Annotated in this window: 11 protein-coding genes; 4 read left to right on the forward strand and 7 right to left on the reverse strand. The window is 51.8% G+C overall.

The genetic code is table 11. The features are described from left to right. Window positions 1-6 precede the first annotated feature (6 nt). The gene (locus ACYVH9_RS13845; protein WP_460636950.1) at window positions 7-453 is read left to right on the forward strand and encodes a CoA-binding protein; all 447 of its coding nucleotides are present in this window, start codon (window positions 7-9) and stop codon (window positions 451-453) included. 20 nt (window positions 454-473) lie between these two features. Here the strand turns inward: ACYVH9_RS13845 and ACYVH9_RS13850 are convergent, their stop codons facing one another. From ACYVH9_RS13850 to ACYVH9_RS13860, 3 genes are all read right to left on the reverse strand, one after another. Next, window positions 474-1,934 (reverse strand): MFS transporter, encoded by a 1,461-nt coding sequence (locus ACYVH9_RS13850; RefSeq protein WP_460636951.1) that lies wholly within the window; start codon window positions 1,932-1,934, stop codon window positions 474-476. Between the two features lie 236 nt (window positions 1,935-2,170). Continuing rightward, window positions 2,171-3,106, reverse strand: coding sequence for a DUF4249 domain-containing protein (locus tag ACYVH9_RS13855; protein WP_460636952.1), 936 nt, complete (start codon window positions 3,104-3,106; stop codon window positions 2,171-2,173). 842 nt (window positions 3,107-3,948) lie between these two features. Then, the gene (locus ACYVH9_RS13860) at window positions 3,949-6,315 is read right to left on the reverse strand and encodes a TonB-dependent receptor (RefSeq protein ID WP_460636953.1); all 2,367 of its coding nucleotides are present in this window, start codon (window positions 6,313-6,315) and stop codon (window positions 3,949-3,951) included. Between the two features lie 393 nt (window positions 6,316-6,708). On the opposite strand from ACYVH9_RS13860, the gene ACYVH9_RS13865 reads away from it, so the two are divergent. Beyond that, entirely contained in the window at window positions 6,709-7,710 is a 1,002-nt protein-coding gene (locus ACYVH9_RS13865; RefSeq protein ID WP_460636954.1) for a hypothetical protein, read from the forward strand. Between the two features lie 81 nt (window positions 7,711-7,791). On the opposite strand, the gene ACYVH9_RS13870 is transcribed toward ACYVH9_RS13865, so the two are convergent. The 3 genes from ACYVH9_RS13870 to ACYVH9_RS13880 all read right to left on the reverse strand — a co-directional run bounded on the left by ACYVH9_RS13870 (window position 7,792) and on the right by ACYVH9_RS13880 (window position 11,501). Continuing rightward, the gene (locus tag ACYVH9_RS13870; RefSeq protein WP_460636955.1) at window positions 7,792-8,679 is read right to left on the reverse strand and encodes a Nif3-like dinuclear metal center hexameric protein; all 888 of its coding nucleotides are present in this window, start codon (window positions 8,677-8,679) and stop codon (window positions 7,792-7,794) included. A 99-nt stretch (window positions 8,680-8,778) separates the two neighbouring features. After that, window positions 8,779-10,101, reverse strand: a complete 1,323-nt coding sequence (locus ACYVH9_RS13875) for a sugar MFS transporter (protein ID WP_460636956.1) — start codon at window positions 10,099-10,101, stop codon at window positions 8,779-8,781. A 47-nt stretch (window positions 10,102-10,148) separates the two neighbouring features. Continuing rightward, window positions 10,149-11,501, reverse strand: coding sequence for a Gfo/Idh/MocA family protein (locus tag ACYVH9_RS13880; protein ID WP_460636957.1), 1,353 nt, complete (start codon window positions 11,499-11,501; stop codon window positions 10,149-10,151). 385 nt (window positions 11,502-11,886) lie between these two features. Here ACYVH9_RS13880 and ACYVH9_RS13885 point away from each other — a divergent pair, with 385 nt between their 5' ends. Then, window positions 11,887-14,136 (forward strand): cation:proton antiporter domain-containing protein, encoded by a 2,250-nt coding sequence (locus tag ACYVH9_RS13885; protein ID WP_460636958.1) that lies wholly within the window; start codon window positions 11,887-11,889, stop codon window positions 14,134-14,136. A gap of 60 nt (window positions 14,137-14,196) precedes the next feature. Continuing rightward, window positions 14,197-15,969, forward strand: a complete 1,773-nt coding sequence (locus tag ACYVH9_RS13890) for an ABC transporter ATP-binding protein (RefSeq protein ID WP_460636959.1) — start codon at window positions 14,197-14,199, stop codon at window positions 15,967-15,969. Here the strand turns inward: ACYVH9_RS13890 and nhaA are convergent. After that, entirely contained in the window at window positions 15,966-17,159 is a 1,194-nt protein-coding gene (gene nhaA / locus ACYVH9_RS13895) for a Na+/H+ antiporter NhaA (RefSeq protein WP_460636960.1), read from the reverse strand. The two genes, ACYVH9_RS13890 and nhaA, sit on opposite strands and share 4 nt — an antisense overlap. Between the last annotated feature and the right edge of the window lie 75 nt (window positions 17,160-17,234).

Consider the following 17,234-nt stretch of genomic DNA (forward strand, 5'->3'; position numbering starts at 1 on the left):
AACACTATGAACGATTGGCAGGAAAACATCATCACGGATCGGGCCCGGATCGCGGACTTACTCGACCAGACTCAAACAATTGCCGTATTGGGCATCAAAACGGAAGCGCAGGCGTATCAGCCTGCTTTTTACGTCCCCAGCTACCTGGCTTCGGCGGGGTTCACGGTTATTCCGGTACCGGTTTACTACCCGGATGTGACCCAAATTCTGAACCAACCCGTGTACCGAAAACTAGCGGACATTCCCGAAGATGTGGACCTCGTCAACGTTTTTCGGCGTTCGGAGGATATTCCGGCGCATGTAGACGACATCCTGGCGAAAAAACCGAAAGCCGTCTGGTTTCAGTCCGGTATCCGGAACGATGAAGTAGCCCGGCAACTGGCGCAAGCGGGCATCCTGGTGGTGCAAAGCCGTTGTCTGATGGTTGATCACCGATCTCTAGCGTACGACTGACCGCTCTTCAGAGCTGTCTTTCAGGAAGTTTCGTCCAGTCCGGTCTCCGGTTTTTGGGAGATTGGAACGGTTTTTCCGCGCGAAAACGAAATCAGGGCACCCGTAAGTACCAGGCCCGTCATGACCAGATACGTATAATGCATGCCCAACAATTGGGCCGGTGTGGATTCCGGGGATAGGCCGTGTGCCAGCGCGTACCGGTTTCGGGTGCTGTACCAGACCGCAGCCGCCAGGGCAATTCCCACCACAAATCCCAGGTTGCGCATGAACGCAATGACACTGCTGGCAATGCCGCGTTGTGCCCAGGGAGCCGCGTTCAGGGCACTGCTGCTGTTGGGTGATTGAAACAGCCCAAATCCCATACTTACCAGAGCGCTTCGCCAGATAACCGACCGCCAGTCCCAGTCGGCGTCCAGAAAAGAGAACGCAAAATAACCGCTGGCCGTAATAAGCAATCCGATGCTGGACAACCACCGCGTACTGATCCGGCTGGCCAGATAACCGCCCAACGGAGCAACCAGGCTGAGTGTCAACGGTCCCGCCAACAGCACCAATCCGGCGCGTTCGGGGCTTAGCTGAAGCAATTGTTGCAGGAAAAAGGGAATGATGAACAAATTGCCACCCGAAGCCACAAAACCGCAAAAAGCCGCCAGAATAGCCGAACTATAGGGCCAGATTCGGAACAGACTGAGTTGCAGCATCGGTTCGCTGACCCGCGTTTCCCAGAGCAGAAAAAGCAGCACCAGAATACCGCCTACAACCAGCAACGCAATAACCAGCGAATTATCCCAGCCATACTGCGGCTCCGACCCAAAATCCAGCCCCGTCAACAAGGCAATGACACCCAGCAGAAACAGCGTGGCACCCAATAGGTCAAACCGTTGATTGGTCATTTTCGGGCTTTCGGGCAAAATAGCCCAGGCCCGCCAGATAGCCAGCGCCCCAATGGGCACATTAACAAAGAAAATGCTCGCCCACCCGAACTGTCCTAGCAAAAAACCGCCCAAAACGGGGCCGGCGCTGGAACCGGCGGCAACCACCGACCCCATCAGGCCAAGCGCCTGTCCGCGTTCCTGCGGAGCAAAGGTATCGCCGATAATGGCCGGACCCACGGCGTAAATCATGGAAGCTCCCAGCCCCTGCACCACCCGAAAAGCCACCAGTGACCATAGGCTCCAGGCCAACCCGCAAAGCAGGGACCCCAGCACAAAGACACAAAATCCGGTAATGTAAAGCTGCCGACGCCCCACCCAATCCGATAACTTACCCATAATGAGCAGTGTGCTGGTGGTTGTCAGCAGGTAACACAACACAATCCACTCTACCCCATCGCCAGCATTGAGTTCGCGCCGGATGGTGGGCAGGGCAATATTGACGATGCTGCTATCGAGGGTCGACATGAATGTTCCGAACATGAGCGTTCCCAGAATCATCCATTTGTTGGGGGCAGACGACGTTGTAGCGGCAGTGGGTGAAGACACAATTGAGCAGTTTATCCAAAAAGATAACCGACTCGGCAGCCCGTTGTTCAAGGATTTTGTAAGAGGCCCAACTGGTCTTTTCCGTCGACCCTCCAGCCACTTTGGTACTGGGATCGTTAAGCAGATCAACCCCCGGGCACGCACTGTACTATACCCTGTTAGTCAACGAAATACAACCCTGTTGATGCAGTCAGCCGTAACTTGGTGTCAAGTTACGGCTGACTGCAAAGGTATACTCATTTTAAATTTATCATTAGGGAAGATTGGTTGTAGCCTGCGAAGCAGCCCAACCCTCCGTTGATGTTACTTGGCATTAAAACCGGCTCGGCAAATGGATTGCTTTCTGATTTTTTCTGCAACTCCAGGGCCTGATGATACTTGTAATAGGCTTCATCCACATTCAGCAATGTGGCTCTTACCGATGCTTTTTCGTACAGGCTAAAAAAAGTAGCTTTTTCGGCTACAACCTGATTAACCTTGCTTTGGCTCAGGTAACCACGGCACGATTCCAGCACGCTTCCGTCTTTCGACTGATCGGAAAGCAAGGTACTGATCTGTCCCAGGGCTTCAAACAACACCGGCTGGTTTTCAGAGGTCAGCTTTGGATTTGCATCGGTTTTGCACGTTGGGCATGATTTCGCGTACACAAACAAACCGTTAGTCTGGTAATAATTGGCGGTTTTGGGGGAATCCTGCCAGAAATAGCGAACGAAATATTGTTTTTGATGGCTGGCATCTTCGGCAGAATCCAGCCGCACTTTTTGCAGACGGGCCGACTGAGGAACCGTGCAAACACTCGAAGCTTGTAAGCCCTCCGGGGTTTTGACACTTAATTGATACGTTTCTCCGGCCCGGATCACAAACTTCTTCGCATCAATCTGGTAATAATCATTTTTGCCGTTGTACGTGAGCTGAACCGATTGTCCGCCGGTCGACAACGTTACGCTTGCATTCTTAACGACTCCGTAGTTGGACGTGTAATTCGCATCGGCAATAGGGCGCGTCATACCAACCCGTACTGCAACAATGGTGTCCTGGGGAGAGATGAAACCAAGAAGAACGAGTTTCTTATCAACCCGGGTGAGGCTTTCCGGCTCAATTTCCTGACGCATGTCCTGGCAGGCGGTGGCTAATAAACAAATCAGTACAAATAAGGCATAAATCGGTTTCATGATAGTTTTAAGAGAGAAGGTGACAGAGATGCACTTTATGGTATTAAACTTGTATCAAACTACTTTTGAAATCATTCCCAAAAACGGCTAGCGTATAAGAACTAACCTGGTTAACTCGCTATTTTCCGGCACTGAAATTTCATAAGTAATTTTACTTATACAAAATAAGCAATTAAGACACATTTTCTCTGCAAAGCGGCTGCACTTTTAATCCGGAAATAATAGTTCTCCTATAGAAAATGGGTTGGCATTTTTTACACAAACTCCTTTCTATCAACATATTACATCAAAATAAACTGAATGGCGATATATGTAACCGTAAGAATACTTTTAATTTCATTTTAATTAAAACAGTAAATCATGTATAATTAATTACCTATTTTCATACACGCAAAAACTCATATTATTATAAGTAATTAACGAACATTAAAACGGCTTAAAAAGCTGTAAATCATCAGGAAGAAACTTAAATTCAAATTGGATTTAAAACAGACTCAATTTTATATGGAATTACCATAGTAGTTGACATTTCGGTTAGCAGGAATAAAACCGGAGGTGAGTCCAGAACTCAAAAGACGGTTGAGGTCAAAATGCAGAAGCCCCGTTTACACCTTCGGGTAATTGTGCGGAGGAAGGCGTTACGTCTGGAGCGTAGAAGTTATCGGAAAGCGTTTTGTACTTTTTCGGCAACGCAGCAAAGGAAAAGTAGCCGATAATAGAAAAACCGTAACTTAGGAAGTGAATTAATGCACACTGAAAACAAAAAAGCCGTGTCACCACGGCTTTTACACTTCACAACATTACCTTAAACAAAGAAACTCCTTATAGTAACCCGCTGGTAATCAAAACTTGAAGGTGTAACTGATCGAAGGAACCACGGGAAACAGCGAATACCGGTACAAGACGGTTTTTGACGGCTTGTTTTCGACAGCTACCTTGCTTTCCAGCGAGTAATAGAACGGATTCCGGCGACTGTAAGCATTGTACACGCTTAACTCCCAAATACTTTCGCGTGATTTCTTTCGGGTGTGAAATTGCAGGCTAAGATCCATCCGATGGTACGGTTCGGCCCGGAAGCTATTCTTGTCCCCATAATCTTTCACATTCTGCGTACCCGTAAAGGGGCTACCCGTATGCTCGGGATTGTTGACGCTGACCGCATAGCGGGACGAGGGCACCGTTAATGCCTGCCCCGTGCCGTATACCCACGTGCCGGAAAGGGTTAAACGTTTGCTCAATTCGTAAACCCCCACCACAGAGAAGTCGTGCCGACGGTCGTAGCGGGGGAAGAACGGACGGCCCCCGTTCAGATCGGCAAACTGCCACTGTGTCCACGACAGCGTATACCCCAGCCAACCCGTCAACCGTCCCGCTTTTTTCTGGAGCATCACCTCTCCGCCGTACGACCATCCTTTCCCAGCCGTTACATTATCTTCCCAGCGCGCCTTTTCGTCGGTCAGCAGGAAGCTCGCTCCTTCGCGGTAGCTGATGTTGTTTTTCATGGTTTTGTGATAGCCTTCTACCGTCAGCGTGAGATCCGAAGCAAAATCTTTCACCAATCCCAGGGCAAATTGCTCCGATTGTTGCGGTTTCACCCGGTCAGTTGTCGGAACCCACAGATCGGTCGGCAAGCCCACGCCCGTGCTCGATAGCATGTGTACGTACTGGTTCATCTGGGCATAAGCACCTTTAATCGTCCAGTCGGCGGGCAGCTTGTACCCTACCGACAACCGGGGTTCGGGCCGAACATACTGCGCATCTTTGTGCCAGAAATGGCTCACCCTCAGCCCGGCGTTGACCCGCCAGCGATCCGTTGGCTGCCAGACATCCTCGGCATAAACACCCGATTCGATGACATTGATGGGCTGGTTGGTTTTTCCGGAAATGTTCGTCTCCACGGAGGACGTCACAACGGCGCTGGGCGTAAACCGGTGCGGAGTTACCTGGAAGCCGAAACGCAGTTGATGCCTGCTACCAGCCGCTACATCGAGGTCATGTTTTAACGAAATATCGCGGATATTCGATTGGTAGTTCAATTGAAAAACGTTAGGCTGAGCTGACGCATTCTGAGCAACGCTAGCCTCTTCATTCGAAACCCGCATCCGGTACTGGCTAACGATCAGAGCAGTATGAGCCGACACGGTGTTCGAGAACTGGTGACTCCAGCGCAAGGTCCCGGTGGTGTTGCCCCAACCCATGCTGGCATTCAGCGCCCGGTTTCCGGACACACGCTGCGCTTCAAACTGGTCGGAACCCGTATAGCCACTCAGGTACAACTGATCATTGGCTCCCAGATCGAAGGAAAGTTTGGCGTTGTAATCCCCAAAGCCCGAACGGGAAGGAAGACCAGACTCCGGGCTGGCGGGAATCAATCTCGTCAATGCACCCAGGTAACACTGGCGGGCCGACACCAGAAACGACGCTTTCCCTTTTTTCAGGGGCCCTTCCAGCGTGAAACGGGAGGCAATAAGACCCACGCTGCCCGTTCCATGGATTCCTTCTTTATCTCCTTCTTTCATGCCCATTTCGATAACCGACGACAAGCGCCCGCCGTAACGAGCCGGAAACCCGCCTTTGGTCAGCTCCACATGCTGAAGGGCATCGCCGTTAAAGACCGAGAAAAAACCGAGCAGGTGACTGGGGTTATACACAACGGCTTCGTCGACGGTAATCAGGTTCTGATCCGGCCCACCGCCCCGAACATACACACCGGCATTTCCTTCCGATCCTTTCTGTACACCCGGCATTAGCTGAATTACTTTCAGCACGTCTTTCTCACCCATCAGAGCGGGAATTTTATTGAGCTGGCTCATCGATACCGCAATCCGGCTCAGCTGGGCAACGTCACTTTCTTTGGGTTGTCCCGTGTGGCTTTTCACCGACACTTCCGTCAGGGTTTGCCCCGGCATCAGCTCAATGTTTACGGCCTGTTGGGTATGTGGAAAAATAGTCCGGGACACGGTTTCGTACCCCACAAATGAAAACGTGACGACGAGGCTGTCTTTTACTGGTAGTGCTATTTTATACGATCCATCGGCGTTGGTCGAGGTGCCTTTCTGTAGAGCAGGTGCAAAAACGTTAACGCCTGGCAGGGCGGTACGGCTCCCCATTTCCCGTACCGAACCCGCCAAATTAACAATGGACTGGGCTGATACCGGAAGGGTCAATAATGCTAAAAAAAGACTACTTAAAGTAATGATTGCTTTCATGGGACAGAGCGGATAAGATGCCATTTTTCTTACTTATCACAAAGTAAATAACACCTTTATCCGACTACCGAAAACACACCATCTTTTAATTTAAAATTAATTACCGTTTAATAAAAAAACACCATAAAATACTATAAATCAGATCATTAAAACACGATAATTTGATTGTACACAACCTAAAAATACATCTATTTAATCTATTTTTAATTCGAATTACAGCCCTGAAAATAGACAACAATCCACCCATCTTTATCCTTCTTTTTTTCAACCTTACTAACTGCTCACATCACTTTTCTGCTTTTTAAATAATCAGCCGGTACACTAACATAATAACCATCTCACGACCATCGACCGGAGGCTATTTTTGTAAAAACGACATGACGAATAGCATCCATGAAAACTAGATTTCTTTGTTTGGCAATCTTGCTCCTGGCAGGCTGCTCCAAAGATCCTGCTTCGCCCGACGGGGGCGCAAACACCACCTGGGGCCAACAACCTGCCCTGCCAGTGATTAACGGTTCCGAAACCTTTACGCTGGGTGCCAACGACGGCTATGTGAACGTCATGGGAAATACCGTTCCCCGTATGCCCAACTTTCCGGCCCTGAAAGCCAAGCCGGGGGTGGTGCGGGGCTACGTGGCTGATTTAAACGGAAAACCGTTGTCGGGAGCCGCCCTTGGCATCCGATCTACAGCCACGGGCGGTTTCTATTCCGGCGCATCCGATGAAACCGACGCCAATGGCTATTACGAGATTACCATTCCCTGGGGGGCCGCCGAATTCTATGCCGCTGGCTATACCATCGACTACGGCGAAGGGCGCGCCGTGATGAGTCTGGCCTCCGCCGATGGCAAACTAGGTAACTTTCCGTCGGCCGACGGTCTGGTGAAGAACTTCGTCCTGCTGTCGTACGGCGTTTTCAGCAAAGATATCTTGAGCCAGAAACCCCACGACCAATCCAATTATGCGGGCGGAGTGGTATCTATTTCGTACCACGTAAGTGATCCCGAAGACTATTACATTCCCCCGCATTATATTCCCAAAGATGCCGAAATCGAGGTGACGCTCACGCCCGACGGTCCGGGCTTATACGGTGAAAACAAGACGTTTATCATCCGCAAAAAAGTGCAGCTTTACGAATACGGTTTTCAGATTCTGAATATTCCTGTTGGCCGTTACACCATTCGCGCGAAAATTTCGGGCGGAAAAGAACTCCGAATGGAAGCCATTGGCAGGTATGCAACCATTTATCCGTATTTTGGACTCAAACCCGCAACCGCTACCGGCACGGCAAAAATACTCTTCACGCCAGATATTGATTCCGAAAACCGAACGACCCTTCCCAACCGCAGCAACTGGGGCTCGCTTCAGGTGCAGGTGGAAGTGCCCGAATAAAAGCAAGGTGTTAGCAAGCTCCTGGATCATCTTTCTTCGATCTGGGAGCTTTTTCGGGCGTTCACGGCCTTTCCAGCGGTTTTATTTTTTGAATCGGTCGGGACGCCAGTAGGGTTCCGGTGCTGCAAGGAACTCGACGGGAACCTCCCGGACAAATTCCTTGAGCCATTCACTGCAATATTTCATCCCCGCCTGTTCAGACATCAGGTGCCCCACAATGATCAGGGCTTTTTTCTGGCCCGACGTAATGGCGTCCTGCACGTATTCCACCAGCTCCCATTCGTGCGTTTCGCCCACAACCAGCACATCCGCCTGGGCCAGAAACGGAACACCCGGCATCAGACTCACATTGCCCCAACTCGTCATTACCTTCCGAACCGGCAGCTGCGGATCACCAATGACCCGCATCGTTTCTACTTTCAGTTTGGATGCCATCCCCTGCGCAAACTGGGCCAGCGTCATTTCCGGAAACATAAACAGCCGCGGATTTTGCGGATCATTGTACTTCGCCCAACCCAGCTCCCGAATCATCCCCGTCGCTATACCGTCTGGCCGACGCCCGTGCCAGTGATCGTGGAAGTGAAAAACCGCCATGTTCTTCTGCTGAAGAAAATCGCGTTTGAGCTGATAAAGCGGGTCCTGCGCCACCGGGTCCGTGCGGTCCTGGTGAGAGTAATACGTGGGTTCGTGCGTGATAACCATGTTCAGGCCCTTAGCAGCCGCCCGCTGAAGTACCTCAAGGGTAGCCATCATGGTCACGGCGATACCCTTCACCGGCGTTTCCAACGTTCCCGCAATCAGGTTATCGACAGTCTGCTCGCGCCAGGGAATTCCCACCTGCGTCTTAATCCGGTCTATCACCTGACCCGCCGTAATGGTTGGAGCATTGGGCGACCGAATTGCGCTGACTGCCGTCAGGCCCAGCGAGGCCATCAAAAACGAACGGCGTGATGATTGGTATACACTCATGGATTCCCCGCTGGTTAAACATTGGTACAATATAGGAAGAAGGAGTCGCTTGACTCCTTCTGTCCATCAATGCAAAACAAATACACCACGCTGCTTCAGCTAAACCGACCAGCGTCGCGCCTTGTGTCCGTAAAATGCGTAATACATCAGGTATACATAACACGGAAAGAGCACCCAATAAGCGGGTTTTACACCGTAAGAATCCGCAAAATAACCGTAAAATAGCGGCAAGATGGCATTTCCGCACAGCCCCATGATCAGGATGGCCGCGCCCAGTTTAGTGAACCGCCCCAAACCGTCCAGCGCCAGCGGCCAGATACCCGCCCAGACCAGCGAATTAGCCAACCCCAGCAGCACCACAAACCAGATCGACCGATCGGCATAGTGGCCCAGCAAGGTGACCGGGCCGCTGGTGAAAAGAATGAGTAACGTCAAAACCGTACCCAAAACCGTACAGAAGCGGAAAGCCGTTACCTGACTGATGGTTCTGGGAATTAACACAATTCCCAGAATATACCCGCAGATTGTGGCCGTCAGGGTGTAGGCCGGAAACGTTTTGGCTTCCAGCAAATCAATACCCATCGAGTTGGCGTACCCGATCACCGTATCAACAGCAATAACCTGACTGCCAACGTGCAGAAAAATAGCCACCGCGCCCAGAATCAGGTGAGGGAACTGGAAAATGGAAGTTTTTCCGGAGTTGGCGGCCGCCACTGCCGCCGATTCCTGCTCCGTGTCGATTTCTGGTAACGGCGAAAACCGTACCATCAACCCCAGCCCGATGAGCACCACGCCCATCACCGAATAAGGCATGATCACCCGCCGGATCAGCGCATCCAGTGCCGCACTTTTCTCGGCGGGCGACATAGTGGGCAGTTGCGCAAACAGATCGGTATCCGTGGCCCGCAAAATCACGGCTGCAAACAGAATAGGCGCCAGCACCCCCGCCCCTTTGTTGCAGATTCCCATGATGCTGATTCGCTGGGCGGCCCGTTCCTGCGGCCCCAGAATGGTAATAAACGGGTTGGCTGCCGTTTGCAACACCGCCAGCCCGACACCGATCATGAACAGCCCCAACAGAAAAATTTCGTACGTCCGGGTCATGGCGGCTGGCACGAAAATGAACGCCCCCAGCGCCATCGCCCAAAAGCCTACCATCATTCCCTTTTTAAAACCGGTCGTTTTCAGCAGATACGACGACGGTACGGACATGACGAAATAGGAAATGTAGAAGGCAAAGGTGACCAGATACGACTGAAAATTGGTGAGTTCGCAGGCAATTTTGAAATATGGAATCAAAATGGCGTTGACCCAGGTAACAAATCCGAAAATAAAAAATAACAGCCCGATAATCAGGATCGAAATTAGCGTATCCCGTTTGCTTAACGTGCTTACTTCAACTGCCGCCACAGATGCTTTCATCAGAAAAAAGGATAAAGGAGTAAAGGAATAGTGAATCAGAGCGGTTTTTAAACCTTGGGTTCCCAACCAGATTGGTAATCCCGCGACCAGTACTTCTTCATCACTCCCTTGTTTTTGATGTGTCCGTTGCTCGGGTCGATGTTCAGTGTCTCGCCCGACCGGAGGGCAATATTTCCTAACTGACACAGTAGGGTGCTCTGGTGACCGCCCTTGATGTCGGCCGTCAACGCCGTGCCTTTCCGGATGCCATCGAAAAAGTTCTGGATATGAATCGCATCCAGCGCCTGCGACGGATTCATGCGGTCGCGCGGATCGATCACAAAGTCATTTTTGGCTTCTTTGACCAGCTTGTTCTGCAAATCGTAAACTTTGTACGTGTTGCCGCTTTCGATGGTAACCGAACCGGTATCGCCGTAAAAAACCACGCCCACGCTGTTGTCTTCGATGGTACGACCGTTGCAGCTACGACCTTCCCAGACCATGCTGGTATTATTATCAAACTCCAGCGTAATCACCTGGGTATCCGGCGTTTCCCAATCATCTTTATAGCGATAGCGCCCACCGGCCGACGAAACCCGCGTCGGATATTCAACCCCCAGTCCCCAGCGCATCAGGTCGACCATGTGCGTGCCGTTGTTGAGGGCCTCGCCCGTTCCCCAATGCCAGAACCAGTGCCAGTTGTAATGCAGGAGGTTATCTTTGAACGGTCGGCGCGGGGCTGGTCCCTGCCACAGATCGTAATTCAGCCACGATGGCACGGAGGCTTCTTTGCCAGTTCCGATGGAGGCCCGGTTGTTGGTATACCAGCCTTTGGCAAAATACGGGCGACCGATAATGCCGCCCTGAACCTCTTTGATGGCTTTGGCCACGTTGGGCCACGACCGGCGCTGGTTGCCCATCTGCACCACACGTTTGTACTTTTCCGTTGCCGCAATCAGCAACTCACCTTCGCGGGGGTTGTGGCTACACGGTTTTTCCACGTAAACGTGCTTCCCGGCCTGACAGGCCAGAATAGCCGCCGGAGCGTGCCAGTGGTCCGGAGCGGCCACCACCAGAGCCTCCAGGTCTTTGTCTTCGAGTGCTTTGCGGAAATCGGGAGCGGCTTTCGGACGGCTTTTCTGCAAATCCGCTACGGTAGCAATGCACTTATCGGAAGCCCGGGAGTCGACATCGGAGATATAGATGACCTCGCAATTTTTCTGAAGGGCAAAATTGCTCGCCAAGGCCAGCCCCCGTGAATTTACACCCATCACGCCCACCTTGATGCGCTCGTTCGCGCCCCGAATACTGGCGTAGCTTTTGGGACTAAAACCCGGCAAAATACCCCCCAACGATAAAGTCGCGGTACCGGCCACCGTTTTCTTGATAAACTCCCGACGGGATTTACTCGAACTATTCATAATACGTAGGGTTAATTGATTCGTTATTTCACTTGTTTACGCTACTATTTTTCGGAGCCACCGCCCGTTCGCTCGCTGGTCTGGAACCTGTCGCCAGCCTGTTCAGTTGTTTACAGAAAGCCGTACCGTATTCCCCGCCCGTCAGTATCTTTCAATGCGTTTTTTTCAGTTCCAGTCCGGCGCTGACAACTAGCTGAAACAGAAGAAAAAGGAGCGTTGAAAGGAATCTGTAAGGTCATCCTAATCCCAAGAAATTTTCTACGATTATATGTTAAATCCGTCAGATTAGGGCTAAAAAGGTCGTATTATTGTAAGAATACCCAATTTTTGCTTATCTGTACTTCTGTTTAGGCAGAAAGTCGATAAAAATACATTTTTTCCAATTATGGCTCATCTACCACACCTGATCATCGATCTTGCCATTATTTTGGGAGCCGCAGCCATTACGACGCTTCTTTTCAAATGGCTCAAGCAACCGCTCGTGCTGGGGTACATCCTGGCGGGCGTTCTGGTTGGCCCCAAGTTTTCGCTATTTCCTACCATCTCCGACCCGGCCACCATCCGGATCTGGGCCGACATTGGTGTTATTGTGTTGCTGTTCAGCCTGGGGCTGGAATTTAATATCAAAAAACTGGTCAAGATCGGCGGCACCGCTTCGATGACGGGCGTGTTCGAGATTTCGGCCATGATTCTGCTCGGCTATCTAACGGGTATGTGTCTGGGCTGGTCAACGATGGACAGCATTTTTCTGGGCGGTATTGTGGCCATTTCATCCACAACCATCATCATTCGGGCGTTTGAAGAACTGGGCGTCAAAACCCAGCAATTTGCCGGTATCGTATTTGGCATTCTGGTCATCGAAGACATTGTTGCGGTGTTGCTGCTTGTTCTGCTCTCTACCCTGGCCGTCAGTAAGCAGTTTTTCAGTCCCGATATGCTGGTGGCCATCATGCGGCTCGCGTTCTTTCTGGTGATCTGGTTTATCGCCGGGATTTTTCTGGTACCTTCTTTTTTGCGCAGCAGCCGGAAGTTCATCACCGACGAAACCCTGCTGATTATCTCGCTGGCGATGTGCCTGCTCATGGTCGTTATTGCCACCAACGTTGGATTCTCCCCAGCGCTCGGCGCTTTCATCATGGGTTCCATTCTGGCCGGAACCACTTATGCCGAACGCATTGAGCACCTGCTGACGTCCATCAAAGACCTGTTTGGGGCCGTCTTTTTCGTTTCGGTCGGGATGCTGATTGATCCCACGCTGCTGGTTCAATACGCGGGTCCGATTGCGCTGATTACGGTAGTGGTCATTGTTGGTAAGTCCGTTAATGTCACGCTCGGAGCCCTGGTGGTAGGCCAGCCGCTGAAACAATCGCTCCAAACCGGCATGAGTTTAGCCCAGATTGGTGAATTCTCATTCATCATTGCCACCCTGGGCCTGAACCTGAAGGTAACCAGCGGTTTTCTGTATCCAATCGCCGTTGCGGTATCCGCCCTGACGGCTTTTACGACGCCCTACATGATCCGGGCATCCGGTCCGCTCTACAACTGGATCGAAAAGCGGCTTAGCCCCCGCACCAAGCTGTTTCTGAGCAGTTACAGCTCCGGCGCGCAAACCATCGGCAGCGTGAGCGACTGGTACTTATTGCTGCGCGAACACCTGCAAATTATCATTGTCAATACCGTTGTGATTCTCGGTATCATCCTGTTTAGCTCGCGCTGGCTTCTGCCTATGGTTTCGGCTGAACTGATCGATATTCCCTGGGCCGAACCCCTGGCCGGTTTCCTATCGTTCGTTCTGATAACGCCCTTTTTGTGGGCACTTATGCTGAAACGTATCAACCAACCCGTTTACACCCGGCTCTGGACCGAACGGCGTTCGTACCGGGGGCCGCTCGTAACGCTGGCCGTAACCCGCGCCATCATTGGTATTGGGCTGGTTTTGCTGCTGCTGGATCAGTTCTTCCCCGTGAGTATTATCCTGTTTTTTCTGGTCGTAGCAGCCGGGATCTGGCTGGTGTTTGGCAAACGGCTTCCCCTGATTTATGACCTGATCGAAAACCGGTTTTTGCTCAACCTGAACGCCCGACAGATTCAGCAGGAGACCCGAATGGGCCGCAACCTGTTGCCCTGGGATGCCCACCTTTCTTATTTCGAAGTAACCGCCGAATCGCCGGGCGTGGGTGCCACGCTCTCGGAGCTGGCCCTGCGGGAAAAATACGGCGTCAACGTAATTTCCATCGCCCGGGGCAGCATGACCATGCTGGTGCCGGGCCGCAACGAGCGGTTATTTCCCGGCGACAAAATTGCCGTGATCGGCACTGATCAGCAGTTGGAACAGTTTAACACGGTCATTGAACCGGCTCCGGCCAGCAAGGCACCGGTAACCCCCGCCCAGGAAATTTCGCTCCAGAAAATTGCCGTCGATGATTATTTCCCGTTCATCGGCCAGAGCATCCGCAACTCCGGCATCCGCGAAAAAACCCAGGGACTCATCGTGGGAATTGAACGAAAAGGCACCCGCATTTTAAATCCGGATTCAACGACCTTTTTCCAGGCTGGCGATGTTATCTGGCTGGCCGGGAATACCAAGCTGATCAAAGAATTTCAGCGCGAAAACCGCTTGCGGGGCGTTCAGTAGAAAAGCCCCTTTTCGCCCCGGCTAAAAACCGTACCCCAACGGACCGATCTTTTTTAGCCTATGAAATTACTTTACAGCTATTTGCGCCATTTCTGGCCTCTGCTCATTCTGGCCCTGCTGTTGGCAGCTATTAACCAGATTTTCTCGATGCTCGACCCGTATATCTTCCGGAAGATTATCGACCAATATGTCGTTAAACCGGGTTCGGCCATTCAGAAGCTGGATTTTATGAGCTTCCTGAGCGACGGTGCCGGGCTGCTGATTTTACAGGCGCTGGGCGTTGCGATGGTGAGCCGCATTGCCAAAAACTTCCAGGATTATTACGTCAACGTCATCACCCAACGACTGGGTGCCCGGCTTTATTCCGACGGTTTGCGCCATTCACTGGATCTACCGTATCAGGTCTTTGAAGACCAACGGTCGGGCGAAACCCTGGGCAAGCTCCAGAAAGTACGGACGGATGTAGAGAAGCTTATCCAATCGTTTGTCAATGTGTTGTTTACCTCCGTCGTCGGTATTGTGTTTGTCATGTGGTATGCCAGCACGGTTTACTGGCCCATCGCGCCCGTTTATTTCCTCACAATTCCGCTGCTCGGTTTCGTCAGCTCGCTGCTGAGTAAAAAAATCAAAGTTGTCCAGAAGAAAATCGTAACCGAAACCACCGCCCTGGCCGGTTCGACCACCGAAAGCCTGCGCAACATCGAACTGGTCAAAAGCCTCGGCCTGGCCCAGCAGGAAACCCAACGGCTCAATACCACCACCGACAAAATCCTGCAACTGGAACTCAAGAAAGTTCGCTACGTGCGCTCGCTTTCGTTCGTCCAGGGCACGTTTGTCAACCTGCTACGAAACGCAATCATGCTGCTGATGCTCTTTCTGGTGGTTCAGGAACGCATCACGGTGGGTGAATTTTTCTCCTTGTTTATTTATTCCTTTGCCATTTTTGGCCCGCTGCAAGAACTGGGCAACATCATCAACATTTACCGGGAAACGGAAGCGTCGCTGACGAATTTTCAGCAGATTCTCGATACACCCCGCGATGTTAGACCAACGCACCCGCAAGCCGTTCACAAAATTCAGACGCTGGCTTTTGACGAGGTGCGCTTCAAACACCTGTCGGCCGACAAACCGGCTCTCGACGGTATTTCGTTCGATGTAAAACTAGGCGAAACCGTCGCCTTTGTGGGGCCATCCGGCTCCGGAAAAACCACGCTGGTCAAGCTGCTCGTCGGTTTGTATAACCCGATGGCCGGACGCATTTTGTACAACGGAATTGCCGGAACAGACATTGACCTCGACGAACTGCGCGAACAAATCGGTTTTGTAACCCAGGACACCCAGCTTTTTGCCGGAACCATCCGCGAAAACCTCCGTTTTGTGGCCCCCAATGCGACCGACGAAGAATGCCTCATGGCGCTCCGTCAGGCAGCCGCCGATACGTTACTGAGCCGCGCCCCGCAGGGGCTCGACACCGTAATCGGCGAGGGTGGCGTAAAAGTGTCCGGTGGTGAAAAGCAGCGCCTTAGCATTGCCCGTGCCCTGTTGCGCCGTCCCACCCTCCTGATTTTTGACGAAGCCACCTCCGCTCTCGACTCGCTGACGGAAGAAGAAATTGGAAAAACCGTCCGCCAGCTCTCGGGGTCACGGCAACACATTACCATCCTGATCGCTCACCGGTTGAGCACGATCTTACACGCCGACCGCATTTTTGTGCTGGAAAAAGGTCATATCGCCGAGCAGGGGGGCCACGCCGAGTTACTGGAGCAGAAAGGCCTATATTACGCCATGTGGCGGCAACAGATTGGCGAGCGAAAGGAAATGGCGACGGTTTAGCCAACGGTTTCCCGCACCGCTTGTTTTTTGCTAATCATTTTCAAAAACGTATACCCCAGTCCCCCCGCGCATACTGAACCGGTCAGGATCACAAATTTGGCCTGGGAGGTAATTGCTGGCTGGTCGGGAAAGGAAAGGATGGCGATAAAAATTGCCATCGTAAAACCGATCCCGCCCAGCATACCCAACCCAAAGACGTGAGCCCAGCGGGCCCCCGTCGGCAGGCTACTCAATCCGAGCCTTACAGACAACCAAGAAAACAAACTGATACCCAGCGGCTTGCCAACCAACAACCCCAATACAACGCCCAGCCCCAGCGACGTAGCCATTCCTCCAAGCATTCCTAGTTCGAACCGGATGTTGGTGTTGGCCAGCGCAAATAAAGGCATAATCACAAAATTGACCGGCTTCATCAAACTATGTTCGAGCTTCTCAAGGGGAGAATCCGTTTTGTTGTCGGGCGTTGTTGGAATGGCAAAAGCCGTGAGCACGCCAGCAATGGTGGCATGAATTCCGGAGTGGTGAATAAAATACCAGATGAACAGGCCCGGAATCAGGTAAAATGCCAGTTTCTTCACACCCAGCCAGTTCAACGTAAGTAATCCCAGAAAGAGCGCTACCGCGTAAGCCAGGTAGATACCGTGTAAATCGGTCGAGTAAAAAACCGCAATAACGATGATAGCCATCAGATCATCCACAATCGCCAAAGCCGCCAGAAATACCTTCAGTGAATTCGGCACGTGCTTCCCCAACAGCGTGATGATGGCCAGCGCAAAAGCGATATCGGTTGCCATCGGAATGCCCCAGCCCCCCGCCGTTGGGGTGTTGTAATTAAACAGCGTGTAGATCAGCGCCGGTGCGATGACCCCGCCCAACGCTGCAAAGGCTGGTAAAGCGGCTTTTTTGACCGATGACAATTCCCCTTCGAGCAGCTCTCGTTTGATTTCCAGCCCCACCAGTAAAAAAAAGATCGCCATCAAACCGTCGTTGATCCAGGTGAGAAGGGGGTAGTTCAGGTGTACCGTTGAGCTCGCAAACCCAACCGGTACCGACAGCAGCTTTTCAAAGGATGCGCCCAGCGGTGAATTGGCAATGAGCAGCGAAATCAGCACGCAGAGAATCAGAATGACGCCCCCCACCGAACCCGACTTCAAAAACTCCCGAAAGTGTCTGTAAATACGATTTTGCATGATGTACCTTATAAGTGAAAGGAAACGAGCACGCCCTTTCGTTTTTATCAGTAGCGTCCCCCCGGACAGAACCGG

The sequence above is a fragment of the Larkinella harenae genome, from assembly GCF_054780515.1.

Bases quoted from the DNA above. Each gene is read 5' to 3' on its own strand.
- ACYVH9_RS13865 (WP_460636954.1), top strand. From the start codon at position 6,709: ATGAAAACTAGATTTCTTTGTTTGGCAATCTTGCTCCTGGCAGGCTGC.
- ACYVH9_RS13845 (WP_460636950.1), top strand. From the start codon at position 7: ATGAACGATTGGCAGGAAAACATCATCACGGATCGGGCCCGGATCGCG.
- ACYVH9_RS13855 (WP_460636952.1), bottom strand. From the start codon at position 3,106: ATGAAACCGATTTATGCCTTATTTGTACTGATTTGTTTATTAGCCACC.
- ACYVH9_RS13875 (WP_460636956.1), bottom strand. From the start codon at position 10,101: ATGAAAGCATCTGTGGCGGCAGTTGAAGTAAGCACGTTAAGCAAACGG.
- ACYVH9_RS13860 (WP_460636953.1), bottom strand. From the start codon at position 6,315: ATGAAAGCAATCATTACTTTAAGTAGTCTTTTTTTAGCATTATTGACC.
- ACYVH9_RS13885 (WP_460636958.1), top strand. From the start codon at position 11,887: ATGGCTCATCTACCACACCTGATCATCGATCTTGCCATTATTTTGGGA.
- ACYVH9_RS13870 (WP_460636955.1), bottom strand. From the start codon at position 8,679: ATGAGTGTATACCAATCATCACGCCGTTCGTTTTTGATGGCCTCGCTG.
- nhaA (WP_460636960.1), bottom strand. From the start codon at position 17,159: ATGCAAAATCGTATTTACAGACACTTTCGGGAGTTTTTGAAGTCGGGT.
- ACYVH9_RS13880 (WP_460636957.1), bottom strand. From the start codon at position 11,501: ATGAATAGTTCGAGTAAATCCCGTCGGGAGTTTATCAAGAAAACGGTG.
- ACYVH9_RS13890 (WP_460636959.1), top strand. From the start codon at position 14,197: ATGAAATTACTTTACAGCTATTTGCGCCATTTCTGGCCTCTGCTCATT.